This is a genomic window from Methylobacterium organophilum, assembly GCF_022179465.1.
GTDB classification, from domain to species: Bacteria; Pseudomonadota; Alphaproteobacteria; order Rhizobiales; family Beijerinckiaceae; genus Methylobacterium; species Methylobacterium organophilum.
Genome location: NZ_BPQV01000013.1, coordinates 103,324 through 127,466, shown reverse-complemented (window position 1 = coordinate 127,466; position 24,143 = coordinate 103,324). Strand labels below are relative to the sequence as shown.

At 71.2% G+C, this 24,143-nt stretch carries 26 protein-coding genes; 16 read left to right on the top strand and 10 right to left on the bottom strand.

Going from position 1 to position 24,143, the window contains the following annotated elements; genetic code table 11:
• Nucleotides 1-99 precede the first annotated feature (99 nt).
• Nucleotides 100-1,437, top strand: a complete 1,338-nt coding sequence (locus MFF21_RS19785) for a leucine-rich repeat-containing protein kinase family protein (protein ID WP_238313245.1) — start codon at nucleotides 100-102, stop codon at nucleotides 1,435-1,437.
• Nucleotides 1,438-1,445: 8 nt separating this feature from the next.
• On the opposite strand, the gene fdhD is transcribed toward MFF21_RS19785, so the two are convergent.
• Nucleotides 1,446-2,288, bottom strand: coding sequence for a formate dehydrogenase accessory sulfurtransferase FdhD (fdhD, locus tag MFF21_RS19780; protein WP_238313243.1), 843 nt, complete (start codon nucleotides 2,286-2,288; stop codon nucleotides 1,446-1,448).
• A gap of 386 nt (nucleotides 2,289-2,674) precedes the next feature.
• Between fdhD and coxB the strand changes: the two genes are divergently transcribed.
• The 9 genes from coxB to MFF21_RS19735 all read left to right on the top strand — a co-directional run bounded on the left by coxB (nucleotide 2,675) and on the right by MFF21_RS19735 (nucleotide 10,353).
• Entirely contained in the window at nucleotides 2,675-3,508 is an 834-nt protein-coding gene (gene coxB / locus MFF21_RS19775; protein ID WP_238313241.1) for a cytochrome c oxidase subunit II, read from the top strand.
• A 99-nt stretch (nucleotides 3,509-3,607) separates the two neighbouring features.
• A complete protein-coding gene (gene ctaD, locus MFF21_RS19770; RefSeq protein ID WP_238313239.1) occupies nucleotides 3,608-5,236 on the top strand; it encodes a cytochrome c oxidase subunit I in 1,629 nt (542 codons plus the stop codon).
• 159 nt (nucleotides 5,237-5,395) lie between these two features.
• Nucleotides 5,396-6,358, top strand: coding sequence for a heme o synthase (locus MFF21_RS19765; protein ID WP_238313237.1), 963 nt, complete (start codon nucleotides 5,396-5,398; stop codon nucleotides 6,356-6,358).
• Nucleotides 6,359-6,366: 8 nt separating this feature from the next.
• Nucleotides 6,367-6,531: a cytochrome c oxidase system small membrane protein gene (locus MFF21_RS19760; protein ID WP_238313236.1), complete on the top strand. Its 165-nt coding sequence runs from the start codon at nucleotides 6,367-6,369 to the stop codon at nucleotides 6,529-6,531.
• A 13-nt stretch (nucleotides 6,532-6,544) separates the two neighbouring features.
• The gene (locus MFF21_RS19755; RefSeq protein ID WP_238313234.1) at nucleotides 6,545-7,150 is read left to right on the top strand and encodes a cytochrome c oxidase assembly protein; all 606 of its coding nucleotides are present in this window, start codon (nucleotides 6,545-6,547) and stop codon (nucleotides 7,148-7,150) included.
• Between the two features lie 149 nt (nucleotides 7,151-7,299).
• Nucleotides 7,300-8,160 carry a cytochrome c oxidase subunit 3 gene (locus tag MFF21_RS19750; protein ID WP_238313232.1) on the top strand — a complete coding sequence of 287 codons (861 nt, stop codon included), beginning with the start codon at nucleotides 7,300-7,302 and terminating at the stop codon, nucleotides 8,158-8,160.
• A gap of 156 nt (nucleotides 8,161-8,316) precedes the next feature.
• A complete protein-coding gene (locus MFF21_RS19745; protein ID WP_373325063.1) occupies nucleotides 8,317-8,721 on the top strand; it encodes a DUF983 domain-containing protein in 405 nt (134 codons plus the stop codon).
• A 442-nt stretch (nucleotides 8,722-9,163) separates the two neighbouring features.
• A complete protein-coding gene (locus MFF21_RS19740) occupies nucleotides 9,164-9,628 on the top strand; it encodes a MarR family winged helix-turn-helix transcriptional regulator (RefSeq protein ID WP_238313228.1) in 465 nt (154 codons plus the stop codon).
• A gap of 266 nt (nucleotides 9,629-9,894) precedes the next feature.
• Nucleotides 9,895-10,353 (top strand): NUDIX hydrolase, encoded by a 459-nt coding sequence (locus tag MFF21_RS19735; protein WP_238313226.1) that lies wholly within the window; start codon nucleotides 9,895-9,897, stop codon nucleotides 10,351-10,353.
• A gap of 4 nt (nucleotides 10,354-10,357) precedes the next feature.
• Here the strand turns inward: MFF21_RS19735 and MFF21_RS19730 are convergent, their stop codons facing one another.
• A complete protein-coding gene (locus tag MFF21_RS19730; RefSeq protein ID WP_238313224.1) occupies nucleotides 10,358-11,320 on the bottom strand; it encodes an ABC transporter ATP-binding protein in 963 nt (320 codons plus the stop codon).
• A gap of 34 nt (nucleotides 11,321-11,354) precedes the next feature.
• Nucleotides 11,355-11,621 (bottom strand): hypothetical protein, encoded by a 267-nt coding sequence (locus tag MFF21_RS19725; protein ID WP_238313222.1) that lies wholly within the window; start codon nucleotides 11,619-11,621, stop codon nucleotides 11,355-11,357.
• Nucleotides 11,622-11,801: 180 nt separating this feature from the next.
• Between MFF21_RS19725 and MFF21_RS19720 the strand changes: the two genes are divergently transcribed.
• Entirely contained in the window at nucleotides 11,802-12,149 is a 348-nt protein-coding gene (locus MFF21_RS19720) for a DUF2293 domain-containing protein (RefSeq protein WP_238313220.1), read from the top strand.
• Here MFF21_RS19720 and MFF21_RS19715 read toward each other — a convergent pair whose 3' ends face one another.
• The 3 genes from MFF21_RS19715 to uvrB all read right to left on the bottom strand — a co-directional run bounded on the left by MFF21_RS19715 (nucleotide 12,150) and on the right by uvrB (nucleotide 17,812).
• Nucleotides 12,150-13,028 (bottom strand): aldose 1-epimerase family protein, encoded by an 879-nt coding sequence (locus MFF21_RS19715; protein ID WP_238313219.1) that lies wholly within the window; start codon nucleotides 13,026-13,028, stop codon nucleotides 12,150-12,152.
• 63 nt (nucleotides 13,029-13,091) lie between these two features.
• The gene (locus MFF21_RS19710) at nucleotides 13,092-14,864 is read right to left on the bottom strand and encodes an ABC transporter ATP-binding protein (protein WP_238313218.1); all 1,773 of its coding nucleotides are present in this window, start codon (nucleotides 14,862-14,864) and stop codon (nucleotides 13,092-13,094) included.
• Between the two features lie 224 nt (nucleotides 14,865-15,088).
• Entirely contained in the window at nucleotides 15,089-17,812 is a 2,724-nt protein-coding gene (gene uvrB, locus MFF21_RS19705) for an excinuclease ABC subunit UvrB (protein WP_238313217.1), read from the bottom strand.
• Nucleotides 17,813-18,023: 211 nt separating this feature from the next.
• Between uvrB and MFF21_RS19700 the strand changes: the two genes are divergently transcribed.
• The gene (locus MFF21_RS19700; protein ID WP_308445693.1) at nucleotides 18,024-18,200 is read left to right on the top strand and encodes a type II toxin-antitoxin system Phd/YefM family antitoxin; all 177 of its coding nucleotides are present in this window, start codon (nucleotides 18,024-18,026) and stop codon (nucleotides 18,198-18,200) included.
• A gap of 28 nt (nucleotides 18,201-18,228) precedes the next feature.
• Here the strand turns inward: MFF21_RS19700 and MFF21_RS19695 are convergent, their stop codons facing one another.
• A complete protein-coding gene (locus tag MFF21_RS19695; RefSeq protein ID WP_238313216.1) occupies nucleotides 18,229-19,134 on the bottom strand; it encodes a LysR family transcriptional regulator in 906 nt (301 codons plus the stop codon).
• 106 nt (nucleotides 19,135-19,240) lie between these two features.
• Here MFF21_RS19695 and MFF21_RS19690 point away from each other — a divergent pair, with 106 nt between their 5' ends.
• The 4 genes from MFF21_RS19690 to MFF21_RS19675 all read left to right on the top strand — a co-directional run bounded on the left by MFF21_RS19690 (nucleotide 19,241) and on the right by MFF21_RS19675 (nucleotide 22,054).
• Nucleotides 19,241-19,657, top strand: coding sequence for a DoxX family protein (locus MFF21_RS19690; RefSeq protein ID WP_238313215.1), 417 nt, complete (start codon nucleotides 19,241-19,243; stop codon nucleotides 19,655-19,657).
• Nucleotides 19,658-19,668: 11 nt separating this feature from the next.
• On the top strand, nucleotides 19,669-20,151 hold the full coding sequence (locus MFF21_RS19685) for a VOC family protein (RefSeq protein ID WP_238313213.1): 483 nt from the start codon (nucleotides 19,669-19,671) through the stop codon (nucleotides 20,149-20,151).
• Between the two features lie 141 nt (nucleotides 20,152-20,292).
• Nucleotides 20,293-20,820, top strand: a complete 528-nt coding sequence (locus MFF21_RS19680) for an ankyrin repeat domain-containing protein (RefSeq protein ID WP_238313211.1) — start codon at nucleotides 20,293-20,295, stop codon at nucleotides 20,818-20,820.
• 97 nt (nucleotides 20,821-20,917) lie between these two features.
• Nucleotides 20,918-22,054, top strand: coding sequence for an alpha/beta fold hydrolase (locus tag MFF21_RS19675; protein ID WP_238313209.1), 1,137 nt, complete (start codon nucleotides 20,918-20,920; stop codon nucleotides 22,052-22,054).
• Between the two features lie 9 nt (nucleotides 22,055-22,063).
• Here MFF21_RS19675 and MFF21_RS19670 read toward each other — a convergent pair whose 3' ends face one another.
• Genes MFF21_RS19670 through MFF21_RS19660 form a run of 3 tightly spaced genes read right to left on the bottom strand, consistent with a single transcriptional unit; the run spans nucleotide 22,064 to nucleotide 24,140 of the window.
• Nucleotides 22,064-22,585, bottom strand: coding sequence for an ureidoglycolate lyase (locus tag MFF21_RS19670; RefSeq protein ID WP_238313207.1), 522 nt, complete (start codon nucleotides 22,583-22,585; stop codon nucleotides 22,064-22,066).
• Nucleotides 22,586-22,632: 47 nt separating this feature from the next.
• Nucleotides 22,633-23,391 carry an ABC transporter ATP-binding protein gene (locus MFF21_RS19665; protein ID WP_238313205.1) on the bottom strand — a complete coding sequence of 253 codons (759 nt, stop codon included), beginning with the start codon at nucleotides 23,389-23,391 and terminating at the stop codon, nucleotides 22,633-22,635.
• Nucleotides 23,388-24,140, bottom strand: coding sequence for an ABC transporter permease (locus MFF21_RS19660; RefSeq protein WP_238313203.1), 753 nt, complete (start codon nucleotides 24,138-24,140; stop codon nucleotides 23,388-23,390). Before MFF21_RS19660 ends, MFF21_RS19665 begins: the two co-directional genes overlap by 4 nt.
• Nucleotides 24,141-24,143: the final 3 nt, after the last annotated feature.

The window sequence follows — 24,143 nt, the reverse complement described above, 5'->3', positions numbered from 1 at the left end:
CCTTCGCCGCGGGCGGACATGGCTGCGGGCGGGCCTGCGCCGGCCCGCGGGGCGATTTCGGATGTGACAGTGCGGCCGGCCCATGGTCCATGGGAGCCCATGTCGACCGATCAGACCGCCGCGACGCTCGAGGCCCTGCGCCGGGGAGACCTCGCCGGAGCGCGAACGCTCCGCCTGACCGGGCTGTCCGAGGTGCCCCGTGAGCTGTTCGGGCTCGCGGACACGCTCGAAGTGCTCGATCTCGGCGGCGGTACGCTTACCGACCTGCCCGCCGATTTCGGCCGGCTGCGCCGGCTCCGGGTGCTGTTCGGCTCCGGCAACCGCTTCGCGCGGCTGCCGCCGGTGCTGGGCGACTGCCCGGCGCTGAGCCAGATCGGCTGCCGGGGCGCGGGCGTGCAGGAGGTGCCCGCGGAAGCGCTGCCGCCGGCTCTGCGCTGGCTCACGCTCACCGACAACCGGATCGAGGCCCTGCCGGCGCGCCTCGGCGCCCTGCCGCGGCTGCAGAAGGTGCTGCTGGCGGGCAACCGCCTGCGGGCGCTGCCCGCCAGCCTCGCCGGCGCGCCGAACCTCGAATTGCTGCGCCTGGCCGCCAACGCCTTCGAGGCCCTGCCGCCCTGGCTCGCCGGGATGCCGGCGCTCGCCTGGCTCTCCTGGGCCGGGAACCCGTTCGAGCCCGCGACCCCTCCCGCGGGCGCGCCTGGCATCCCCTGGGCCGATCTGGAGATCGGGGACTGCCTGGGGGAGGGGGCCTCCGGCCGCGTGCACCGCGCCCTTCGGCGCCGGCCCGACGGGGCCGAGCCCGTGGCGCTCAAGCTGTTCAAGGGTGCGATGACCAGCGACGGGCTCCCGGAGCGGGAGATGGAAGCCTGCCTCGCCGCCGGCCGGCATCCGAACCTCCCCGGCGCCCTCGGGCGGCTGACCGGGCATCCGGAGGGGGTGCAGGGGCTCGTCATGCCGCTGCTGCCCGCCTCCTGGCGGGCGCTGGCCGGCCCCCCGAGCCAGGAGAGCTGCAGCCGCGACGTCTACGCGCCGAACCTCGCCCTCGATCCGGCCTCGGCCCTGCGCCTCGCCCGCGCGGCGGCCGCGGCGGCCGCGCATCTGCACGGCCAGGGCCTCCTCCACGGCGACCTCTATGCCCACAACCTGCTCTGGGATGGGCAAGGGGATGCGCAGGGGGATGGGCAGGGGGGCGCGGCCGTGCTGAGCGATTTCGGCGCCGCCTCCCGCCTCCCGCCCACCCCCGCGGGGGAGGCCTACCGGCGCATCGAGGTGCGTTCCTGGGGGATCCTCCTCGGCGAGCTCCTCGACCGCTGCCGGGAGCCGCCCCCCCGGGAGGCGGCTTTGCGCGCGCTGGAACGGGCCTGCACCCAGCCCGAGGTGGCCGCCCGGCCGACGATGCGGCAGGTCCTCGACGCGCTGCCCGCCGAGGCGGGCTGATCCCGCCCTCAGGCGCCGCCGGGGATCAGCCGCTCGCCGCCGGCGAAGACCGTCAGGGTGTCGGAGCGGGCGATGGCGCAGAGCGTCATGTCGTGCAGACGGGCCCGCTCCACGGCGAGCGAGGTCGGCGCGGAGATCGCCACGATGACGGAGGCGCCGAAGGCGGCGGCCTTCTCCGTCATCTCGAAGGAGCAGCGGCTCGTGATCACCAGGAAGCCCCGGTCCGGGTCGGTGCCGGCCCGCATCAGGGCGCCGATCAGCTTGTCGAGGGCGTTGTGGCGGCCGACATCCTCGCGCACGGCTTCCAGGCTCCCGTCGAGGCGCGCCCAGGCGGCGGCGTGCACGGCCCGGGTCTCGCGGTTCAGGCTCTGGCGGTCGCCGAGCGCCGAGAGGGCCGCGGCGATCGCCGGCAGCGTCACGTCAGGCCCGCGTCCGGTGCGGGGCTTGGCCACGGGAAGCGAGGCCAGGTCCTCGATGCCGCAGACGCCGCAGCCGGTGCGCCCGCTCATGGCCCGCTTGCGGGCGAGGTGTTCGCGCAGGCGTCCGGGGGCGATGTCGACCACGAGGCGTAGGCCCTCCTCGGCCGCCTCGACCTGCGCGCCGCGCACCTCCGCGGCCGCGGCGACGACGCCCTCCGTCAGGCTGAAGCCGTAGGCGAAATCCTCGAGGTCGCGCGGCGTCGCCATCATCACCGCATAGGGCACACCGCCATAGACGAGGTTGACCGGCGTCTCGACGGCGAGCGCCCGGCTGTCCTCCCTCGCCTCCGGCGCGTCGTAGGCGAGGACGAGGGTGGGCACGCGCCGCGACGGCGCCGGGGCGCGGGGGGGCGTCGTCGGTTCCTCGGGCAAGGGCGTCCCTCCATGCGGCGTCGGTTCGACGGTCGGGTCCTGCTTTACCCCGGAGCCCGGGCGGAACGATACTTCCGGGCAGCGCCGCCGGGGCCGGGGGGCGGCATAACGTCCGCCCGCTCACGGAATCGCACCCGCGATCATCCGGCGATCGCTCAATAATTTGCTTTGGAAACGAAAAATCGCCAGCGCTCCGGGAACCGCCACGCTTGTGCGACGCTCAGGCGGTTGCGCATTTGCAATCAGTATGGTTCTACGTCGCGGTCGAGAATCCGGCGGTGTGCCCGCGCACGCCCACCCGGTCCGCCGATCGCCCGGCCTGCATTCTGCATTCAGATGCGGTGCCCACCAATGAAATCAAGGGAACCGGGGAGCCAAAGAGGCCTATGAGGACGGTGAAGCGCCAACATCGGTCGTCGTGGGGAGTCGCCGCAGGCGCCCTTCTCGCCTCCATGGTGCCGGCTTTTGCCGAGCCGGTCGGTCATCCGGAGCGCTGGCAGATGGGCCGTCAGGTCCCCGTCACCGCCGAGGCCGCCGATCTCGCCCTGTTCGAGCACTACCTGCACCTGCTCGCCTTCGGCATCTCGATCTTCGTGCTGGCGCTGCTGGTCTACTGCATCGTCAAGTTCAGCGAGAAGGCGAACCCGCGCCCCTCGCGCACCACGCACAACACCGCCATCGAGGTGGCCTGGACGATCATCCCCGTCCTGATCCTCGTCGCCGTCGCCATCCCCTCGTTCCGCCTGCTGCGCACGCAGCTCTCGGACCCGAAGGCCGACGTGATGGTCAAGGTGATCGGGCACGCCTGGTACTGGTCCTACGAGTACCCGCAGGACGGCGACAAGGGCGGCTTCACCTTCGACGCCAACGTCGACGAGGAGAAGGAGCCCAAGCTCCTCCAGAACGACAACGAGGTGGTCGTTCCGGTGAACAAGGTCGTCAAGGTGCAGGTCACCTCCGGCGACGTGATCCATTCCTGGGCCGTGCCGTCCTTCGGCGGCAAGATCGACGCGATCCCCGGCCGCCTGAACCAGTGGTGGTTCAAGGCCGAGCGGGAGGGGACCTATCACGGCCAGTGCTCGGAGCTCTGCGGCGCCCGCCATGCCTACATGCCGATCACCGTGCGTGTGGTGAGCGAGGAGGCCTACGCCCAGTGGCTCACGGAAGCGAAGACCAAGTTCGCCGCCATCGACGGCGGCACGAAGGTCGCCGCCCGGTAACGAACCGGCCCACGGCCTGAGAGGAGGACCGGCACCCCGCGCGGGTTGCCGGCTCTCATCCCGCGAGATCTAGGAAACACCCGAGCAAGGTCAGCATCGATGGCTACCGCCGCAGCACATGCCGGGCACGACGCCCACCACGATCACAAACCCTCCTTCTTCGTCCGCTGGTTCCTCTCCACGAACCACAAGGACATCGGCACGCTCTACCTGCTGTTCGCCTTCTTCGCGGGCATCATCGGCGCGTTCCTCTCCTTCGGCATCCGCATGGAGATGGAGGAGCCCGGGCTCCAGTACTTCTCCAATCCGGCCACCTACAACGTGTTCGTGACCGGCCACGGCCTCATCATGGTGTTCTTCATGGTGATGCCCGCCCTGATCGGCGGCTTCGGCAACTGGTTCGTCCCGCTGATGATCGGCGCGCCGGACATGGCCTTCCCGCGGATGAACAACATCTCCTTCTGGCTGACGGTCTCGGGCTTCTGCTGCCTGGTCTGCTCGCTGTTCGTCGAGGGCTCGCCCGGCGCCAACGGCGCGGGTACCGGCTGGACGGTCTATCCGCCGCTCTCCTCGTCCTCCGGCCATCCCGGCCCGGCGGTCGATTTCGCGATCTTCTCGCTGCACCTCGCGGGCGCGGGCTCGATCCTCGGCGCGATCAACTTCATCACCACCATCCTGAACATGCGCGCCCCCGGCATGACGCTGCACAAGATGCCGCTCTTCGCCTGGGCCGAGCTCGTCACCGCCTTCCTGCTGCTCCTGTCGCTCCCGGTGCTCGCCGGCGCGATCACGATGCTGCTCGTGGACCGCAACTTCGGCACCACCTTCTTCGACCCGGCCGGCGGCGGCGACCCCGTCCTCTACCAGCACCTGTTCTGGTTCTTCGGCCACCCCGAGGTGTACGTGATGATCCTGCCGGCCTTCGGCATCGTCTCGCACATCATCGCGACCTTCTCGAAGAAGCCGGTCTTCGGCTACCTCGCCATGGCCTACGCCATGGTCGCCATCGGCGTCGTCGGCTTCGTCGTGTGGGCGCACCACATGTACACCGTCGGCCTGTCGCTGCAGACGCAGTCCTACTTCGTCTTCGCGACCATGGTGATCGCGGTCCCGACCGGCGTGAAGATCTTCTCCTGGATCGCGACCATGTGGGGCGGCTCGATCCGCTTCACCGCCGCGATGCACTGGGCGGTGGGCTTCATCTTCCTGTTCACGGTCGGCGGCGTGACCGGCGTCGTGCTCGCCAACTCGGCGGTCGATAAGTACCTGCACGACACCTACTACGTCGTCGCGCACTTCCACTACGTGCTGTCGCTCGGCGCGGTGTTCATCATCTTCGCCGGCGTCTACTACTGGTTCCCGAAGATGACCGGCCACGTCATCCCGGAATGGGCCGGCAAGCTGCACTTCTGGCTGGCCTTCATCGGCGCGAACATCCTGTTCTTCCCGATGCACTTCCTGGGTCTCGCCGGCATGCCGCGTCGCTATGCCGACTACCCGGAGGCCTTCGCGCCCTGGCACAAGGTCGCGACCATGGGCGGCCACATCTTCGCCCTCGGCATGGTCGTGTTCTTCATCGGCATCGTGCTGGCCTTCCGCTCGAAGACCCGCGCCGCGGACAATCCCTGGGGCGAGGGCGCCACGACCCTGGAGTGGACCCTGTCCTCTCCCCCGCCCTTCCACCAGTTCGAGACGCTCCCGAAGATCGTCGACGAGCCGGCGCACTAAGGGACCGACACAACGCGAGGACCGCCCCGGCGGTCCTCGCCCTTTCCGGGTGGCCCCGCGGGGCCGCCCGCAAAGGGCGACGCTTCCGAGATCCGGAAGGGCGCGCGGATTGAGAAAGACGGCCCCCCGGGGCCGACGCTTCGAGAAGCACGTGGGTTCATGACGGTTCTGTCGAACAGCCTCGGTGCCGGCGCGGATCGGCCGGCCTTCGCGCCCGCGATGGGCGCGGCGGGAGGCGAGGTCTCCGATTTCTTCGCCCTGCTGAAGCCGCGGGTGATGGTGCTCGTGATCTTCACGGCCCTCGTCGGCATGGTGGTCTCCCATGCCAGCGTGAACCCGGTCGTGGCCGGCATCTCGCTGCTGATGATCGCCGTGGGCGCCGGGGCCTCGGGCTGCCTCAACATGTGGTGGGATGCCGATATCGACGCGGTGATGACGCGCACCGCGACCCGGCCGATCCCCGCCGGGCGCATCCGCCCCGACGAGGCCTTGGCCTTCGGCATCGTGCTCTCGGTCGGCTCGGTGCTGATCCTGGGGCTCGCCTCGAACTGGCTCGCCGCCGGGCTGCTCGCCTTCACGATCGTCTTCTACGCCGTGATCTACTCGATGTGGCTGAAGCGCGCGACGCCGCAGAACATCGTCATCGGCGGCGCCGCCGGGGCGCTGCCGCCCGTGGTCGGCCAGGCCGCGGTGACGGGCCATGTCGGCATCGAGTCGCTGATCCTGTTCGCGATCATCTTCATCTGGACGCCGCCCCATTTCTGGGCGCTGGCGCTGGTGAAGAGCGGCGAATACGCCAAGGCCGGCATCCCGATGATGCCCAACGTCGCCGGTCCCGACTCCACCCGCCGCCAGATCGTCTGGTACACCCTGCTGCTGGTGCCGCTCGGGCTCGCCCCCGTGGCCCTCGGCTTCGGCGGCTGGCTCTACGGCGTGGTCGGCCTCGTGGGCGGCCTCGGCATGCTGGCCGGCGCGGCGCAGGTCTATCGCCGGCGCGAGGGCGAGGCGGAGCGCAAGGCCGCCATGGGCCTGTTCGGCTTCTCGATCCTCTACCTCTTCGTGCTGTTCTCGGCGCTGCTGGCGGAGCAGGGCCTCGGCCTGTTCCGCGCGGTCCTGGCGTGAGCACGGCCATGTCGAACCTGCCCGAGGGCATCCGCCCGCTCACGCCGGAAGAGGCCAAGGCCCGGCGCAAGCGCTCGGTCGCCATCGCCCTGACGCTCGGCGCGCTCGTCCTGCTGTTCTTCGTGCTGACGATCGCCAAGCTCGGGCCGCAGATCCTCAACCGGCCGCTCTGAGGACGGATCGGCGATGCGCAGCAGCGGGAGCACGGGCAACGGGGCGCGCTGGACGGCGATCGCCTGCGCCGGCCTCGTCCTCGGCATGACCGGGCTCGCCTTCGCCTCGGTGCCGCTCTACGACCTGTTCTGCAAGGCGACGGGCTTCGACGGCACGCCGGTGCGCGGCGTCGCCCCGGGCCTCGCCCTGGCGGACGGCACGGCCAAGCCGCTCACGGTCCATTTCGACACCAACGTCGCCAAGACCCTGTCCTGGAGCTTCCGGCCGGAGACGCGCAGCGTCTCGGCGACGCCCGGCGAGACCAAGACGGTGTTCTTCACCGTGAAGAACAACGGCCTGAAGCCCGCGACCGGCATCGCGACCTTCAACGTGCAGCCCGACCTGATGGGCGCCTACTTCGTGAAGGTGGAGTGCTTCTGCTTCAGCGAGCACACGCTGCAGCCGGGCGAGAGCATGGATTTCCCGCTGGTCTTCTACGTCGATCCCAAGCTGCGCCGCGACCCCGATATCGGCGGCCTCGACGAGATGACCCTGTCCTACACCTACTTCGCCTCGAAGAACGGGGCGCCCGCCGCGGATACGGCGAGCGTGGAGGCCGGGGAGCGGAAGAACTTCTGACGCGGGGCGATTCCTTTCGCGCCAAGCGTGACAACAGCTTCCCGACCGCGATAGTGGTCGGGCCGGAAAGGCGGGGAACCCCGCCGCAACGAAGAGAACGGGACCGGTGCCGCGGGCGGCCGGAGCCGGGGGTGAGGAGAGCGACGACGATGGCCGAGGCCCACGCCAAGAACCACGACTACCACATCATCAATCCGAGCCCGTGGCCCCTGATCGGCGCGTTCTCCGGCTTCCTGATGGCCTTCGGCGCGGTCTTCTGGATGAAGAGCCTGACGCTCGGCAACCTCGCCGTCGGCCCCTACATCTTCGGCGCCGGCACCCTCGGCGTGCTCTACACCATGCTGTCCTGGTGGAAGGACGTCGCCCACGAGGCCAATAGCGGCGACCACACCCGCGTCGTGCAGCTGCACCACCGCTACGGCATGATCATGTTCATCGCCTCCGAGGTGATGTTCTTCGTGGCCTGGTTCTGGGCCTATTTCGAGGCGGCTCTCTACACCGCCGACCCGATCCAGGCGACCCGCGTCGAGTTCACCGGCGGCGTCTGGCCGCCCAAGGGTATCGAGGCCTTCGACCCCTGGCACCTGCCGCTGCTCAACACGCTGATCCTGCTCACCTCCGGCACCACCGTGACCTGGGCCCACCACGCCCTGCTGCACGGCGACCGCAAGGGCCTCAAATACGGCCTGTGGCTGACGATCATCCTCGGCGTGCTGTTCACCGCCTGCCAGGCCTACGAGTACAGCCACGCCCATTTCGGCTTCTCGGGCAGCATCTACTCGTCGACCTTCTTCATGGCGACAGGCTTCCACGGCGCCCACGTCATCATCGGCACGATCTTCCTCGCCGTCTGCCTGCTGCGCGCCTACAAGGGCGACTTCACGCCCAAGCAGCACCTCGGCTTCGAGTTCGCCGCCTGGTACTGGCACTTCGTCGACGTGGTCTGGCTGTTCCTGTTCGCCGCCATCTACGTCTGGGGCTCGGGCGTCGGCCACGCCGCCCACGGCTGAGCGCAGCCTGATCCCAGGGACGACGGAAGGGGCGGCGCGAGCCGCCCTTTTTCATGCGCGGGGCGCCGTTGCGCCCTGCGACGTTCCGCCGGGACCGGGCGGATGCGATATCGGGTCCGCTGGCGGACCGTTTCGTCGTGCCGGGAGGTTCCCGGGATGGGTCGCCTGGTCTTCCGGAGTTCGAACGACGTGACACGCCCCATCGCCAACGAGCCGCCTCCGATCCCGACGGGCCTGCGCGGGCGCTGCCCCCGTTGCGGCGAGGGGCACATGTTCAAGGGCTATCTCAGCTTCCGCCCCACCTGCGAGGTCTGCGGGCAGGATTTCTCCGCCTTCGATTCCGCGGACGGGCCGGCCTTCTTCGTGATGTCGATCGTCGGCGCGGTCGTGGTCGCCACCGCCCTCTGGCTGGAGATCACCTACGAGCCGCCGATGTGGCTGCATGCGGCGGTGGCGGGCACGCTCTCGATTGGCCTCAGCCTGCTCCTGGTGCGGCCGCTGAAGGGCCTGCTGGCGGCTCTCCAGTTCCACAACAAGGCCGCCGAGGGGCGCTTCCGCTAGAGCCCTCTCGCCGGCGTGGACACCGGTTCGGCGTGCGCGCGCGCGTCACGACAGCGGCTCTTGAACGCCTCGGGTCGGCGCCAGGGCTGCCGCCCTTGCGCGGCGCCCTGGCAGTCTCTTGCCGGTCATGGACCGGCAGGCGAGGGAACGCGTCGCCGGATGCGCCATTTTATCCCGGTCAGGATGAGGAATATTTCGTCATTCTCCCCGGCCCAGCTCCGGCGGCGGTTGCGCCTGGGGAGGTTTCGCGCCAGTTTCTAAGAAAAGTTTCCAGAGGATGCGGCGGAATGTTCCGGCAGATGGCGTGCCGTTTCCCGTCCGCTATCATGCGTGATCGGTGTTGCGGCCGGTTGCGCGCCGCCGAGCTTTGCACCGCCGCGCGGCCCGCCACGGATGGGCACGCGGCCGGAGCCTCGGGTCGTCGAAGGGCGGGGTTTGGACAGTGAACGCTCCGAAGGAATCGGCAGAGACGCTGAGAGACCCTCTGCTGCTCGACAACCAGCTCTGCTACGCCCTCTACGCCGCCGCCCATCGGATGACGAAGTCGTACCGTCCGATGCTGGAGCGGATGGGTCTGACCTATCCGCAATATCTCGTGCTGCTGGTGCTCTGGGAGAGCGACGGCATCACCGTCTCCGATATCGGGCGCCGGCTGCGGCTCGATTCCGGCACGCTCACCCCCGTGCTGAAGCGCCTGGAGGGCTCCGGCCTGCTGCTGCGCAGCCGCCGGCAGTCCGACGAGCGCGAGGTCGAGATCGCGCTCACTCCGAAGGGGCGCGACCTGCGCTCCGAGGCCCTCGCCGTCCGCCAGGCGGTCATGTGCCAGCTGCATCTCACGGAGCCGGAGATCCAGGCCATGCGCGCCGATCTCAACGCCCTCATCGACAGCCTGAGCATGGCGGGGTGACCGGGCGGCCTTGGCAAGCCGCGCCAATGTTGATTTGCCGGTTAAGGATCTCTTGAGGAAGAGGCTCGACCTCGGCTAGTGGTGCGTCGCGGTGGGGATGTCTCGCATCGCGCCGTCCGGCTGATCTCCCGCTTCGCCCCGCCGATGATTCATCGCAAAGTTGCAGAGGCCTGCCTCCTCTCGGTGCCGGGCTCATCCTCCCTCGTCCGGGCGCACCCTCTTGTGTCCGGAAGCGAACCGTTGCGTCATCGGCTCGTTGACCTGCGATGACGGCAGGGTTGATCTCGATCGAGCGAGAGGCCCGGCGGCAGGTGGGGGCGCTGCCCTATCGCCGCACGGCTGAAGGCGGCCTCGAAATTCTCCTCGTGACCTCTCGGGAGAGCCGGCGCTGGGTCATCCCCAAGGGCTGGCCGATGAAGGGCCGCAAGCCCTACGAGGCCGCCGCACAGGAGGCCTACGAGGAGGCGGGACTCCTCGGGCATATCGGCAAGCGCGCCCTCGGCTACTACTTCTACGAGAAGCGGCTCAAGAACCGGGATTCGGTGCTCTGCCAGGTCCGAGTCTATCCCCTCGAGGTGCGCCGGCAACTCAAGAAATGGCCCGAGCAGGACCAGCGCGACGGCCGCTGGTTCTCCCCGTCGGAGGCCGCCGAGGCCGTGGTCGAGGCGGGGCTCGCGGGCATCATCCGCGCCGCCTGCAAGCGCGATTCCGGCATGCTGGCCTGAGAGCTCAGCCTGTCTCTTCGGTCGTGGCGGGAGGCGCGAAGGCCGCCCTCCGGATCGCGGCCAGGGTGATGAGCCGGGGCGTGCCCGGTGGCCCGGAGAGGGGCAGGCGATCGCGCCCCGTGGCCAGCATCCGCGAGAGCGCGTCCCGCAGGGAGGCTTCGGGCCTGGTCTCCGGCCCGCCTTCGGCCGAGCCCGGCTCGGCCCAGTCGCCGCAGGGCAGCAGGGCGAGGCGGCGCAGGGCCCGGTCCTGCCCGAGGAAGTCCGCCACGAAGCCGCCCGCCGGGGCGGCGAGCAGATCCGCGGGGGGCGCGGCCTGGACGAGGCGCCCCTCGCGCATCAGCGCGATCCGGTCGCCCATCAGCATGGCCTCGCCGATGTCGTGGGTGACGATCAGCACCGTCTTGTGCAGCCGCGCCAGGATCGCGCCGATCTCGGCCTGGAGCCGGCCGCGGGCGACGGGGTCCACGGCCCCGAAGGGCTCGTCCATCAGCAAGATCGGCGGGTCCGCGGCGAGCGCCCGGGCCACGCCCACCCGTTGGCGCTGGCCGCCCGAGAGGGCCTCGGGCCGGCGGTCGCGATAGGTCGCGGGATCGAGCCCGACGAGGTCGAGCATGGCGTCGACCCGTGCCTCGATCCGGCGCCGTGGCCAGCCGAGCAGCTTGGGCACGGTGGCGACGTTCTGCGCGACGCTCCGGTGCGGGAACAGGCCGATGCCCTGCAGCACGTAGCCGATGCCCCGGCGCAGGATGACGGGATCGAGGCCGGCGACGTCCCGGCCCCCGACGAGCACCCGGCCGGCATCCGGCTCGACGAGCCGGTTGACCAGGCGCAGCGTCGTCGATTTGCCGCAGCCGGACGGCCCGATCAGCACGCAGGTGCTGCCCTCGGGGACGACGAGGTCGAGGGCGGCGACGGCGGCGTGCGCGGCGCCGGGAAACCGCTTCGAGGCGCCCTCGAACCGGATCACGGCGCGGTGCCGCCGGCCGCCCGCGGCGACTCCCTCAGCAGCCCTTGCAGATCGAGCCCATGGTGCGCTGCATGCGCTGGTCCCAGGCCTTGTTGCGCGTCTCGGCCGCCTTCTGCGCCTTCAGCATCGCCGCCTCGCTCTCCGGCTTCAGGGCGCCGGTCCGGGGGCTCGCCGGGGGCATCACCCGGCCGGTCGAGGAGACGTTGCGCCCGGAGGGCGGGCTCGCGGGCACGGTCTCCGCCAGCGCGGGGGAGGCGGCGAGCAGCGCGGCCGCGGCGAGGAGGGCGATCCGGTCAATCATCGGCCAGTCCGAGCTGTCGTGAGGGGAAGAGCGCGGGCGTCTGCAACCACGCGAGAGCGGCATGCCCCGGGCAGGGACTCAGGGCATGACGTCTCCGGGCATGAGGTGACATCGCGCCCGGCGCCGCGCAAGATCGGTCGCCGGTCCGATCGCTCCCTCGGCACCGGCAGGAGGAGCCGCATGACCGATTCCGCCGCCCCTCCGCCGGGCCGACGCGTGGCCCTGGAGCATGCCCTGGCCCGACTCGCCCCCCGCCTGCCGGATTTCGAGCGCGAGGCGATCCTCGACCGGGCGCTGGCGAGCCCCGGCCTGCGCCGGGCGGTCCCGGAGACGGCGGCCTGGCTCGCCCTCGTGGCCTTCGCCCGCCACGTCTTCACCGAGTACGACGCTCTGCTCGACGAGGGCTACGACCGCGACAGCGCCCGTCATTTCGTCCTCGACGACCTCAACGACGCGCTGGCGGAATGGGGCGTGCGCCGCCGCCTCAGCGAGGAGCCGGAGGCGAGCGAGGCCGAAGCGGAGGCCTGACTACCCTTCGAGGGACAGCCGCACCCCGTGATGCGCCCGGCCGCCCGGGGGCAGCAGGCGCTGGGAATCGCGCTCCGCCAGCTCGCCCGAGAAATCCGACCAGTCGGCATGGCCGGTCCAGCATTCGAGGGAGAGGAAGGGCGCGGTCGGCTTGGTCCAGAGGGCGAGATGGGGAAAGTCCTCCACCGCCATGGCGATGGCCCGGCCGCCTGGCCCGACGAAGCGCAGGGTGCGGCTCGCGGCGTTGCGGAACACCAGCGCCTCGATGAAGACCGCCGGATCGAGGGGCAGGATCGCGCCGTCGAGGGGCGCCGGCCGCTCGCGGCGCAGGAGCAGGCCGCCGGGCCCCACCTCCGGCACGAAGGGCCGCTCCGGTGCCTCGAAGGCGACGTGGTAGCCGCCGCCGGCCCGGCGCTCGCCCCCGGCGAAGGGCCAGGGGAAGGCGGGGTGGAAGCCCAGGGCGTAGGGCAGCGGCTCCGCGCCGGGATTGGCGACGGCGATCGCGAAATCCAGCCCGCCGGGCCGGATCCGCGCCGCGATGTCGAGCTGGAAGGCGAAGGGGAAATGCGCCCGCGTGGCGGCATCGTCGGTCAGGCGCAGGCGCACCCGGTCCTCCGCCTGCTCGACGACGGAGAAGGCGGCGTCCCGGGCGAAGCCGTGCTGGGGCATCGGATAGGTCTGGCCCCCGACGCGGATCGCCGCGTCGGCCGAGGCGCCGACCACGGGAAACAGCCAGGGGGCGTGGCGATTCCAATGGGCGGGGTCGCCGTGCCAGAGATACTCCTGGCCCCCGACCTGCCAGGAGACGGGCTCCGCGCCCCGCAGGGCGATCCGCGCCGTGCCGCCGTCGCCCGCCCGGATCTCGACCGTTTCGCCCATCGCCTGCCCCGCTGGTTCCCCCGGAGGAATAGCGGGCCGGGGCGCCCCAGGCCAGCCGCCGGTTCAGGCGCGGCGCGTCTCTGCCAAGGGGGCAAGCTCGGGGGCGACGGCCTCCAGGGGGCCGGAGGCGACGAGGCGCCCGGCATCGAGGACATGCACCACGTCGACATGGCGCAGCGAGGTCAGCCGGTGCGCGACCATGATCAGGGTGCGGGTGCCCGAAAGCGCCTGGAGCGCCGCGATCACGGCGGCCTCCGTCTCCCCGTCGAGGGCGCTCGTGGCCTCGTCGAACACGATCACGTCCGGGTCGTGGTAGAGGGCGCGGGCGATGCCGATGCGCTGGCGCTGGCCGCCGCTGAGCCGCGCGCCGCGCTCGCCCACGCCGGTGGCGTAGCCCTGCGGCAGGGTGGCGATGACGTCGTGGATGCCGGCGAGCCGCGCCGCCCGCTCCAGAGCCGCCGGGTCGCGCTCCTCCGCCGGCACGCCGAGGGCGATGTTCTCGGCGATGGTCCCGTCGATCAGGAACACGTCCTGCGGCACGTAGCCGATCCGGTTCTGCCAGGCCGGCAGGCTGTCGGCGTCGAGCACGCGCCCGTCGACGAGGAGACGGCCCCGCGTCGGGGCGACGATGCCGAGGAGCAGCCCGATCAGCGTCGACTTGCCCGAGCCGGTGCGGCCGACGAGGCCGATGGCGCCGTGGGCGGGGATGGTCAGGTCTAGCTCCATCAGGGTCGGCCGGCCCGGCTCGTAGTCGAAGCCGACGCCCTCGAAGCGGATCTCCCGGGCGAAGGGCAGCCGTTCGGCGGTGCGCGGCCGGGGCTCGCGCTCGCCCTGCAGCGCCTCCACGATCACCCGCACCCCCGGCAGGTGGAAGCGCAGCTGCGCGATCGACACGAAGATGTTCTGGAAGGCCGGCAGCATCCGATAGCCGGCAAAGGCGAACAGGCCGAGGAGCGGCAGCAGCCCGGCGGTGTCGAGCCCCTGATGCAGGGCGAACAGCACCACGACGATGACGCCGCCGAAGGCCAGGGACTCGATCACGAAGCGCGGCATCTGCCCGGTGAGCAGGCTCTCCGCCACCGCCCGGGCATAGGCGCGGGCCGGCGGGTCGAAGGCCGCCGCGAAGCGGGCCTCGCGGCCGTAGAGCTTGAGCTCCGTCAGGGCGCCGAAGGTCTCCTGCACCACCCGGTAGCGCCGCTCGTTGCCCGAGACCGCCCGGGCGCCGAGCTTGGCGAGCCGGGCCCGCATCACGAGGTAGATCAGCACGTAGAGGCCGCCGAAGCCGCCGCCGAGGATCAGGGCGAGCTTGGGCTGGTAGACGATCAGGAACAGCACCACCGCGAGCGCCGAGGCGCCCCGGGAGACCAGCACCATGGTCGGCGTCAGCACGCCGACGACCATGCGGTCGGTCTCGCTCAGCACGTTCTTGGCGAGCTCGGCGCTGTTGGCCCGGGCGAAGAACAGCCGCTCCCGGTCGACGTAGCGGGCGAGCAGGCGCCGGGCGAAGCCGTAGCCGGTCAGGTGCGAGAACAGGAGCTGCGCGAAGGTCAGCCCCGCATTGATCAGGCTGGTGGCCAGGATCGCGAGGAGCGCCGCGAGCCCGGTGGCGAGCAGGAAGCTGCGGTCGTCGGTAAGCCCGAGCCCGTCGCGGATCGCCGTGAGATAGGGGATGCGGCCGGCGGCCGCCGGGTCCCCGACCAGGGTCAGGAACGGCACCACCGAGGCGACGCCCACCACCTCGAACAGGGCGGCGACGGCGAGCCCGAGCAGGATGAGGGCGAGCTGCCGGCGCTCGTGCGGCCGCATGGCCCGCACGAGATCGAGAAGGGTCCTCATGCGGGCATCGATGCCGGACGGCATCCCGGCGGAGAAGGGGCGGAAAGACCAGACACCGTGAGGCCCGTCGGCTGAGGCGGATCCCGCCGGAGCGTGGACCGGCTCGGCAGGGCGGCGGAGGATGATGGCGGACCGGGACCCGGGCCGGCGCACCCTGCTCGTGAAGGCGCCGTTCTAGGCGCCCCGGCGGGGCGATGTCCATGCCGCCCGGCGGGCGCCCGCTCCTATCCCCGCTTGCGGCCGCCGCCGCCCTTGTAGCGCGGCTTCTGGCCGCCGAGCCCCTGGGTCGAGCGTGCCTTGGGCCGCTCCTGCCAGGTCGGGGAGGGCAGGGCGCCCCCCACCGGCAATTCGCGGTCCGTGCCCGGCCCCATATTGTCGAGGGTCGGCTTGGCGATGCGGGAGCGGCCCTTCTCGCCGTAGCGGCCCGCCTCGCGCTCGATGGCGCCCTGATGGGCCATGGGATCGTCGGCGACCAGCAGCTCGGTCGCCTGCAGCCGCTTGAGCTCGTCGCGCAGGCGCGCGGCCTCCTCGAAGTCGAGATCGGCGGCGGCCGCCCGCATGCGCTTCTCGAGATCGGCCATGACCGCCTTGAGATTGTGCCCGACGGTGATCGCGTCCTTGGCCAGTCCCGTATCGACGCGGACGTGATCGCGCTCGTAGACGCTCTCCAAGATGTCGGCGATGCCGCGCTTGACCGATTGCGGCGTGATGCCGTGCTCGGCGTTGTAGGCGAGCTGCTTCTGGCGGCGCCGCTCGGTCTCCGCCATCGCCCGCTCCATCGAGCCGGTGATGCTGTCCGCGTAGAGGATGCAGCGGGCCTCCGCGTTGCGGGCCGCGCGGCCGATGGTCTGGATCAGCGAGGTCTCCGAGCGCAGGAAGCCCTCCTTGTCGGCGTCGAGGATCGCGACAAGAGCGCATTCCGGGATGTCGAGGCCCTCGCGCAGCAGGTTGATGCCGATCAGCACGTCGAAGGCGCCGAGGCGCAGGTCGCGGATGATCTCGATGCGCTCCAGGGTGTCGATGTCCGAGTGCATGTAGCGCACCCGCACGGAGTTCTCGTGCAGGTACTCGGTCAGGTCCTCGGCCATGCGCTTGGTCAGGGTGGTGACCAGGGTCCGGTAGCCGGCCTGGGCCACCGCGCGGACCTCTCCCAGCAGGTCGTCCACCTGGGAGCGGGCCGGGCGGATCTCGATCACCGGATCGACCAGCCCGGTCGGGCGGATCACCTGCTCGGCGAAGACGCCCTCGGTGCGCTCCATCTCCCACTTGCCCGGCGTGGCCGAGACGTGGACCGACTGGGGCCGCATCGCGTCCCATTCCTCGAAGCGGAGCGGCCGGTTGTCGAGGCAGGAGGGCAGGCGGAAGCCGTATTCGGCCAGCGTCGCCTTGCGGCGGAAGTCGCCCCGATACATGCCGCCGATCTGCGGCACGGTGACGTGGCTCTCGTCTGTGAAGACGAGGGCGTTGTCCGGCAGGTACTCGAACAGGGTCGGCGGCGGCTCGCCGGGCTTCCGCCCGGTGAGATAGCGCGAGTAGTTCTCGATGCCGTTGCAGGCGCCGGTGGCCTCGATCATCTCGATGTCGAAGGTGCAGCGCTGCTCCAGCCGCTGCGCCTCGATCAGGCGGCCCATCTTGGTCAGCTCGGCGACGCGCAGCCGCAGCTCCTCCTTGATGCCCTTGATCGCCTGCTGCAGCGTCGGGCGCGGCGTGACGTAGTGCGAGTTGGCGTAGACCTTCACGAACTTCAGCTCGTTGATCTTCTTGCCGGTCAGCGGATCGAACTCGACGATGGATTCGACCTCGTCGCCGAACAGGCCGATGCGCCAGCCGCGATCCTCCAAGTGGGCCGGCCACAGCTCGATCACGTCGCCGCGCACCCGGAAGGTGCCGCGGGCGAAGTCGGACTGGATCCGCTTGTACTGGAGCGCCACGAGGTCGGCGATGAGCTGGCGCTGCTCGATGCGCTCGCCCAGCGACACGGTGAAGGACATCGCCGTGTAGGTCTCGACCGAGCCGATACCGTAGATGCAGGACACCGAGGCCACGATGATCACGTCGTCCCGCTCCAGCAGAGCGCGGGTGGCGGCGTGGCGCATGCGGTCGATCTGCTCGTTGATCGAGCTTTCCTTCTCGATGAACGTATCGGAGCGCGGGACATAAGCCTCGGGCTGGTAATAGTCGTAGTAGGAGACGAAGTATTCGACCGCGTTGTCCGGGAAAAAGCTCTTGAACTCGCCGTAGAGCTGCGCGGCCAGCGTCTTGTTCGGCGCCAGGATCAGGGCCGGGCGCTGGGTCTCCTCGATCACCTTGGCCATGGTGAAGGTCTTGCCCGAGCCGGTGACGCCGAGCAGCACCTGGTCGCGCTCCTGCTGCCTCACGCCGGCCACCAGGTCGGCGATGGCGGTGGGCTGGTCGCCGGCGGGAGTGAACTCGGATTTCAGCGTGAACTTCACGCCGCCTTCCGATTTCTGCGGCCGCTCGGGCCGGTGCGGCACCCAGGCCTGGCCGTTCTTGAAGAGCGGGTTGCCCTCGGTGAGCAGCTTCTCCAGCGCCTCCACCGTGGCCGAGACGCCCTCGGTGGCGAGCGACGGCGCGTCCTCGTCGGGCGCGGGCGCCGTCTCCGGGGCCGGGCCGTCGTCGGGAGGCGTCAGGCCGAGGGCCTGGGCCAGATGCGGGTCGATCTCGGCGGCGTCGTCGCGCAGGGTGAATCCCGCCTGCGGCGCCTCGGCGAAGCCCTCCGCCCGCCCGGACGCGGCGGCCTTCCGGCCCCGCCCCTTGCCCGCGGCGGGTGCAGGCTCGGCCACCTTCAAGCGCTCGCGGTTCAGCGCCGGGTTGAGCAGGGCCGCGAGATGCTCGTCGAGCGGCTTCAACTCGGGCTTGTCGGCCTTGGCCGCGGCGGAACGCGCCTTGGGGCTCGGCTTGGCGCTGGGCTTCTTCGGAGTCGGCATGGGCTGAATATGGGCTCGACCGGAGGGATGAGGAAGACGGGTCAAACCGTTTCAGTCCCCGTCTTGCCGGAGACTTCCGCCGGAACTACCGTTCCCTTGTTCAGGACATGCGCGTTGGCGAGGGAAGGGCCGTCATGAAAACGGTCAGCCTCAGGAGGCCGAGGCGGATCTGCCGCGCCTCGTCGAGCAGGCCGCCCGCGGCGAGCCCTTCGTGATCACGAAGGGCGGCCGGCCGCTGGTGCGCGTCGTGCCCGAGACGGCCGACGCTCCGCGGACGCGGCGCATCGGCTTCCTCGCGGGGAAGATCTCCGTGCCCGATGATTTCGATACGATGTATCAGGAAAAGATCATCCGGCTGTTCGAGGGTGAGCCCGACGCGCCGCGCTGACCGGTCGCCGGCGGCGCGGGGCGTTGCCTCACGCCGGCAGGGCGAGGTCCCGGTCCCAATGGGGCTCGCCTTCGAAGCGGCGCGCCAGGAAGGCGAGGAAGGCGCGGGTCTTGGCCGGGCGCCGGCCCGGCGGCATCAGCGCGGAGATCGGGAGGACGGGGGTGGGCGCGCCGAGATCGAGGGCGACGAGCTGTCCCGCCCGCAGGGCGTCCCCCACCAGGAAGGTCGGCTGGTAGACGAGGCCCTGGCCAGCGATCGCCGCCGCCACCAGGGCCGCGCCGTTGGGCGCGCGCAGGTTGCCCGAGACCGCGTAGGTCCGATCGCCGAAGCGCCAGCCGCCCGCATCGGCGAGGGTGTAGCTGAGGCAATTGTGCTCCTTCAGCGCCTCGGGCCGGTGCGGCGTGCCGTGCCGGGCGAGGTAGTCGGGGGCGGCGCAGACCGCGATGCGGCAGGGCGCCAGGGTGCGGGCGATCAGGCTCGAATCGCCGAGCGCCCCGATCCGCACGGCGAGGTCCCAGCCCTCCTCGATCAGGTCGACCCGCCGGTCGTTCAGGCCCAGCTCCACGCTCACCGCCGGATGCGCGGCGGCGAAGGCGGCGAGCGCCGGGGCGATCTCCCGCACGCCGAAGGAGAGGGGCACGTTGAGCCGCAGCGTCCCGCGGGCCTCCACCGCCTCCGCGCCGGCCACCGCCTCGGCTTCGGCGATCTCGGCGAGGATGCGCTCGCAGGCCTCCCCGTAGGCCCGGCCCGCCTCCGTCAGGGTCAGGCGGCGGGTCGAGCGGTGCAGCAGCCGCGTGCCGAGCCGCGCCTCCAGGGCCGCGACATGCTTGGTCACCCCGGTCTGCGACAGGCCGAGCGCCCGGCCGGCGGCGGAGAAGCTGCCCAGGGCCGCTACCCGCGCGAACACTTGCATCCCGGTCACGCGGTCGAGCACGGCGTCATTTCACTCCAGTAGAGTGAGATGAATGGAGAAATCGGCGGATTATCGCAAGCGCCGGCATGGGGCACGATCTCTCCATCGCAAACGGACCTGTTCGACCATGACCACCGCCCTCGCCACCACCACCGACACCCGCACCGCCCCCTATGCCGCGCTCCTGCTGCGGCTGACCCTGGGCGGGCTGTTCCTGGCCCATGCCGGGCTGAAGCTGTTCGTGTTCACCCCCGCCGGCACGGCGGCCTTCTTCGGCTCCCTCGGCCTGCCGCCGGCCCTCGGCTACGCGGTGATCGCCGCGGAGGCGGCCGGCGGCCTCGCCCTCATCCTCGGCCTCTATGCCCGCTGGGTGGCGCTCGCGCTGATCCCGATCCTCGTCGGCGCCATCGTCACCGTGCACGGCGCCAACGGCTTCTTCGCCCAGAACCCGGGCGGCGGCTGGGAATTCGCCGGCTTCTGGGCGGTGATGCTCCTGGTCCAGGCCGGGCTCGGCAGCGGCCCCTACGCCCTGCGCCGCGGCTGAAGGGGGTGGCGATGAGCGCGCCCATCCATCCGGAGACCCGCATCGGCCACGTCCATCTCAAGGTGGCCGATCTGGAGCGGGCACTCGGCTTCTATTGCGGCGTGCTCGGCTTCACGCTGATGCAGCGCTACGGCAGCCAGGCGGCCTTCGTCTCGGCCGGCGGCTACCACCACCATATCGGCCTCAACACCTGGGAGAGCGCCGACGGTCCCCCGCCGGCCCCGGGCACCACCGGCCTCTACCACGTCGCCATCCTCTACCCGAGCCGGGCTGCCCTCGCCGACGCCCTCCGCCGCCTCGACGCCGCCGGCATTCCCCTCGACGGGGCGAGCGACCACGGCGTCTCCGAGGCGCTCTACCTGCGCGACCCCGACGGCAACGGCGTGGAACTCTACCGCGACCGCCCGGAGCCCGAATGGCCGCGGGACGAAGCCGGTCACCTCGCCATGGTCACCCGCCGCCTGGATCTCGCCGGACTGCGCGCCGAACCTTGAGGGCCATGCCTGCTCAAAGCGCGCGAAAGGGCGTCATCGCCGCGACCGCTCGGGCGAAAACCGCCGCGCCGGAGTCTCCATCGGCTGGACAGGGAGGGGCGGGGGCGCCAGATGCCGGCTGCCGCAAGCAGTGAGATCCCGATGGCCGAAGACCGCCCCGCCGCCCCGCCCGCCCTCGACGACGAGACCCTCGCCTTTGCCGGGCGCGTCTTCCAATATGCCCGGATGGGGCATGCCGCGGAGCTCGCCGAGCTGTTCGGGCAGGGGCTGCCGGCCAATATCCGCAACGACAAGGGCGACAGCCTGCTGATGCTCGCCGCCTATAACGGCCAGGAGGAGACCGTGAAGGTGATCCTCGAGGCCGGTGGCGATCCGGAGCTCGCCAATGACCGCGGCCAGACCCCGCTCGCCGGCGCCGCCTTCAAGAACGAGCTGGGCATCGCCCGGCTGCTGCTGGAGCACGGCGCCCAGGTCGACGGCACCGGGGGCGGCAGCCGCACCGCCCTGATGACCGCGGCGATGTTCGACCGCACGGAGATGGTGGCCCTGCTCCTCGATCACGGCGCCGACCCGGACGTTCGCGACGGCGCCGGGCAGGATGCCGCGGCGCTCGCCCAGTCCATGGGCGCCACGCAGACCCCGGCCCAGCTCGCCGCGGCCAAGCGCTAGGATCCGGCCGCCGGGCACAACTTCGGCGCGCAAGGCCCTCGACCGGCAAAGTGAATACGGAATAATCTCCGCCCAAAGAACGTGGGAGGAGGGTTTCGTGAAGAGGGTGTTCCGGATGGTCGGCGCCGCGCTCGCCGGCGGCTGGCTCTGCGGCGCGGTCGCGGCCGCGCCCGCCGCCTATCCCAACCAGAAGGAGGGCGACCTCGTCGTGAAGGATTTCCGCTTCGCGGGCGGCGGCAGCCTGCCCGAGGCGAAGCTGCACTACACGACGCTGGGCACGCCCCACCGGGACGAGACGGGCGAGATCGACAACGCGGTCCTCGCCCTGCACGGCACCACCGGCACCGGCAAGGCCTTCCTGGTCCCGACCCTGGGGCCGGAGCTGTTCGGCCCCGGTGCCCCCCTCGATGCGGAGAAGTACTTCGTGATCCTGCCGGACGGCATCGGCCGCGGCGGCTCCTCCAAGCCCTCGGACGGCCTGCGCGCCCGCTTCCCCCGCTACGGTTATGCCGACGTGGTCGAGGGCCAGTACCGGGTCGTCACCGAGGGGCTCGGCATCAAGCATCTGCGCCTCGTGCTCGGCACCTCCATGGGCGGCATGCAGGCCTGGATGTGGGCCGAGCGCTATCCCGGCATGATGGACCTGGTGATGCCGGTGGCGAGCCAGCCGATCCCGGTGAGCGGCCGCAACGCCCTGTGGCGGCGGCTGCTGATCGAGGGCATCCGCACCGATCCCGAATGGAAGGGCGGCGACTACGAGAAGCAGCCCTCCCGCTTCGGGAAGATCCTGCCGATCTTCAACATCATGACCGAGAGCGTGCTCGGCCTGCAGAAGGACGCGCCGACCAATGCCGGCGCCCAGGCGCTCTACGACAAGCTCGCCGCCGCCTACGAGAACAAGGCCGACGCCAACGACTGGCTGTACTGGTTCGATTCCTCCTTCGACTACGACCCCTATCCGCAGCTCGACCGGATCACGGCCAGGGTGCTCGCCGTGAACTTCGCCGACGACGAGCTGAACCCGCCCCAGCTCGACGTGATGAACGGCGCCATCGCCAAGGTGAAGGAGGCCCGCTTCGTGCTGGTGCCGACCGCGCCGGACACCCATGGCCACCAGTCCCTGCGCTACGCCAATCTCTGGAAGGGCTACCTCGCCGAGTTCCTGGCGAGCCCGAAGGCCGCCACGGACAAGCCGAACGCGGCCGAGGGCCCCGGCGGCGCGCCGGCCCGCTGAGGCCGGCGTTCAGCCCCGCGGATGGGGCGGGGCGTCCGGCAGGTGGATGCGCCAGGGCTGCTCGAAAGGGTGCTCGTCGAGATTGGCTCCCGGGCCGCCCCGGTCGACCACCAGGAAGTCCTGCGCGGCTCCGAACGGGGTCAGCACCCCGTGCCACGTGCCCCGATGGTAGCTGACGCCCTGGCCCGGCGCGGTGACGAAGGCCTGCGGCCGGCCGGGCCGGTCTCCCTCGTCCGGGCAGACCACGACGAGGAACGGCGCGCCGTTCAGGGGCATGAAGGCCTGGCTGCCGAGGGGATGGCGTTCGACGAGGCGCAGAGTCAGGGGCATCGCGTAGGGCTGCGCGGCGACGAAGCCGATCACGACGCGGCCGTCCGTGTCCGCCACGCAGGCTTCCGCGAGCGCCGGAAAGCGTAGCGCCCGGCCGCTGTTCATCGGGCGCGCCGCCTCCGCCCGCTTGTCGAGGACGTCGCCGAAGGGGGCGAAGGCCTCCCGCGTGAGGGGACGCGCGATCAGGATCCGCTCGCTCACGGGGCTGCTCCATGCCAGGGGACGGCCCGCGCGGGATCCGTCCCGGTTCAGAGATCCGACGAGCGCCGCGACAGCTCGGCGCGCAGATGGCGCGCCGCCTCGATCAGGCCCGCATCGCGCCGCCGGCGCGGGCGCGGCTGGTCCAGGGTGACGTCGGCGGCGATGCGGCCGGGGCTGCCGGCCAGCACTACCACACGGTCGGCGAGATAGACCGCCTCGTCGATGTCGTGGGTCACGAACAGCACGGTCTTGCCGGTCTGCGCCTTGATCCGCTGCAACTCGTCCTGCAGCCCCTCGCGGGTGAAGCTGTCGAGGGCCGAGAAGGGCTCGTCCATCAGGAGCACGTCCGGATCGACGGCGAGGGCCCGGGCGATGGCGACGCGCTGGCGCTGGCCGCCGGAGAGCTGGTGCGGCCAGCGCTGGGCGAGGTCGGCGAGGCCGACGAGCTTCAGCATCGCCTCGGCCCTGGCGTAGCGCTCCGCCTTCGACAGGCCGCTGTTCTCCAGGCCGAAGGCGACGTTGGCGATCACCCGCCGCCAGGGCAGCATCCGCGCATCCTGGAAGACCAGGGCCATGGGCGTGCGGACCTTGGGATCCGCGTCGATCGTCACGCCGCCCCCGCTCGGCTTGGCGAGCCCGATCAGCACCCGCAGCAGGGTCGACTTGCCCACCCCGGATTCGCCGACGATCACTAGGAACTGGCCCCGCGGGATCGCGAGGTCGAGCTCCGACAGGATCACGTTGCGCCGGCCGTCGCGCGCGTAGGCGAGGCTGAGGCCGCGGATGTCGATGATCGGCCGGCTCACGCGCGCCACCGCAGCAGGAAGTTCTGGAGGGCGACGAAGCCGGTGTCGAACAGGCCGTAGAGGGCGGCCATGGTCAGCATGTAGACCACCACGATGTCGGTGGAGAGGAGCGAGGAGGCCTGCATCATCCGCGCGCCGATGCCCGGCACGCCGAAGATCTCGGCGGCGACCACCGCCATCCAGGCCTGGCCCAGGGCCGTGCGCAGGCCGACCAGGATGCCCGGCGTCGCCGCCGGCAGCAGGATCTTGGTCAGGCGCGCCCAGGCGGAGCGGAAGCCGAAGGCCTCGGCCACCTCGAGCAGGTCGCGGTCGACCCCGCGCACCGCCCCCTGGGTGGCGAAGAACACGATCCAGAACACGCCGATGGCGATGATGAACACCGCGGCCGCCGGCTGCACGCCGAACCAGATGATCGCGAAGGGCACCCAGGCGAGGCCCGGGATCGGCCGCAGCAGCCGCACGATCCAGGCGGTGACGCTCTCGAAGGGGCGGAACATGCCGCTCAGGGTGCCGAGCGCGATGCCCATGCCCGCGCCGAGCCCCAGCCCGACCACGTAGTGGCTCAGGCTCTCGACGACCGCCGTCGGCCAGGCGCCGCCCGCGATCTCCTTGAGGAAGGCGGCGGGCAGGGTCGAGGGCGGCGGCAGGAAGGCCGGGTTGACGAGGTCGAGCCGCGGGGCGGCCTCCCACAGGCCGAGGAAGGCGAGGAGCCCCGCCGCCGCGAGCCCGGTCGAGCGCAGGAAGGTCATGGC

Excerpts from the sequence above, each read along its gene's own strand:
- MFF21_RS19785 (WP_238313245.1), top strand. The coding sequence starts at position 100 with ATGTCGACCGATCAGACCGCCGCGACGCTCGAGGCCCTGCGCCGGGGA.
- coxB (WP_238313241.1), top strand. The coding sequence starts at position 2,675 with ATGAGGACGGTGAAGCGCCAACATCGGTCGTCGTGGGGAGTCGCCGCA.
- ctaD (WP_238313239.1), top strand. The coding sequence starts at position 3,608 with ATGGCTACCGCCGCAGCACATGCCGGGCACGACGCCCACCACGATCAC.
- MFF21_RS19765 (WP_238313237.1), top strand. The coding sequence starts at position 5,396 with ATGACGGTTCTGTCGAACAGCCTCGGTGCCGGCGCGGATCGGCCGGCC.
- MFF21_RS19760 (WP_238313236.1), top strand. The coding sequence starts at position 6,367 with ATGTCGAACCTGCCCGAGGGCATCCGCCCGCTCACGCCGGAAGAGGCC.
- MFF21_RS19755 (WP_238313234.1), top strand. The coding sequence starts at position 6,545 with ATGCGCAGCAGCGGGAGCACGGGCAACGGGGCGCGCTGGACGGCGATC.
- MFF21_RS19750 (WP_238313232.1), top strand. The coding sequence starts at position 7,300 with ATGGCCGAGGCCCACGCCAAGAACCACGACTACCACATCATCAATCCG.
- MFF21_RS19745 (WP_373325063.1), top strand. The coding sequence starts at position 8,317 with ATGGGTCGCCTGGTCTTCCGGAGTTCGAACGACGTGACACGCCCCATC.
- MFF21_RS19735 (WP_238313226.1), top strand. The coding sequence starts at position 9,895 with ATGACGGCAGGGTTGATCTCGATCGAGCGAGAGGCCCGGCGGCAGGTG.
- MFF21_RS19725 (WP_238313222.1), bottom strand. The coding sequence starts at position 11,621 with ATGATTGACCGGATCGCCCTCCTCGCCGCGGCCGCGCTGCTCGCCGCC.
- MFF21_RS19720 (WP_238313220.1), top strand. The coding sequence starts at position 11,802 with ATGACCGATTCCGCCGCCCCTCCGCCGGGCCGACGCGTGGCCCTGGAG.
- MFF21_RS19715 (WP_238313219.1), bottom strand. The coding sequence starts at position 13,028 with ATGGGCGAAACGGTCGAGATCCGGGCGGGCGACGGCGGCACGGCGCGG.
- MFF21_RS19710 (WP_238313218.1), bottom strand. The coding sequence starts at position 14,864 with ATGAGGACCCTTCTCGATCTCGTGCGGGCCATGCGGCCGCACGAGCGC.
- uvrB (WP_238313217.1), bottom strand. The coding sequence starts at position 17,812 with ATGCCGACTCCGAAGAAGCCCAGCGCCAAGCCGAGCCCCAAGGCGCGT.
- MFF21_RS19690 (WP_238313215.1), top strand. The coding sequence starts at position 19,241 with ATGACCACCGCCCTCGCCACCACCACCGACACCCGCACCGCCCCCTAT.
- MFF21_RS19685 (WP_238313213.1), top strand. The coding sequence starts at position 19,669 with ATGAGCGCGCCCATCCATCCGGAGACCCGCATCGGCCACGTCCATCTC.
- MFF21_RS19680 (WP_238313211.1), top strand. The coding sequence starts at position 20,293 with ATGGCCGAAGACCGCCCCGCCGCCCCGCCCGCCCTCGACGACGAGACC.
- MFF21_RS19660 (WP_238313203.1), bottom strand. The coding sequence starts at position 24,140 with ATGACCTTCCTGCGCTCGACCGGGCTCGCGGCGGCGGGGCTCCTCGCC.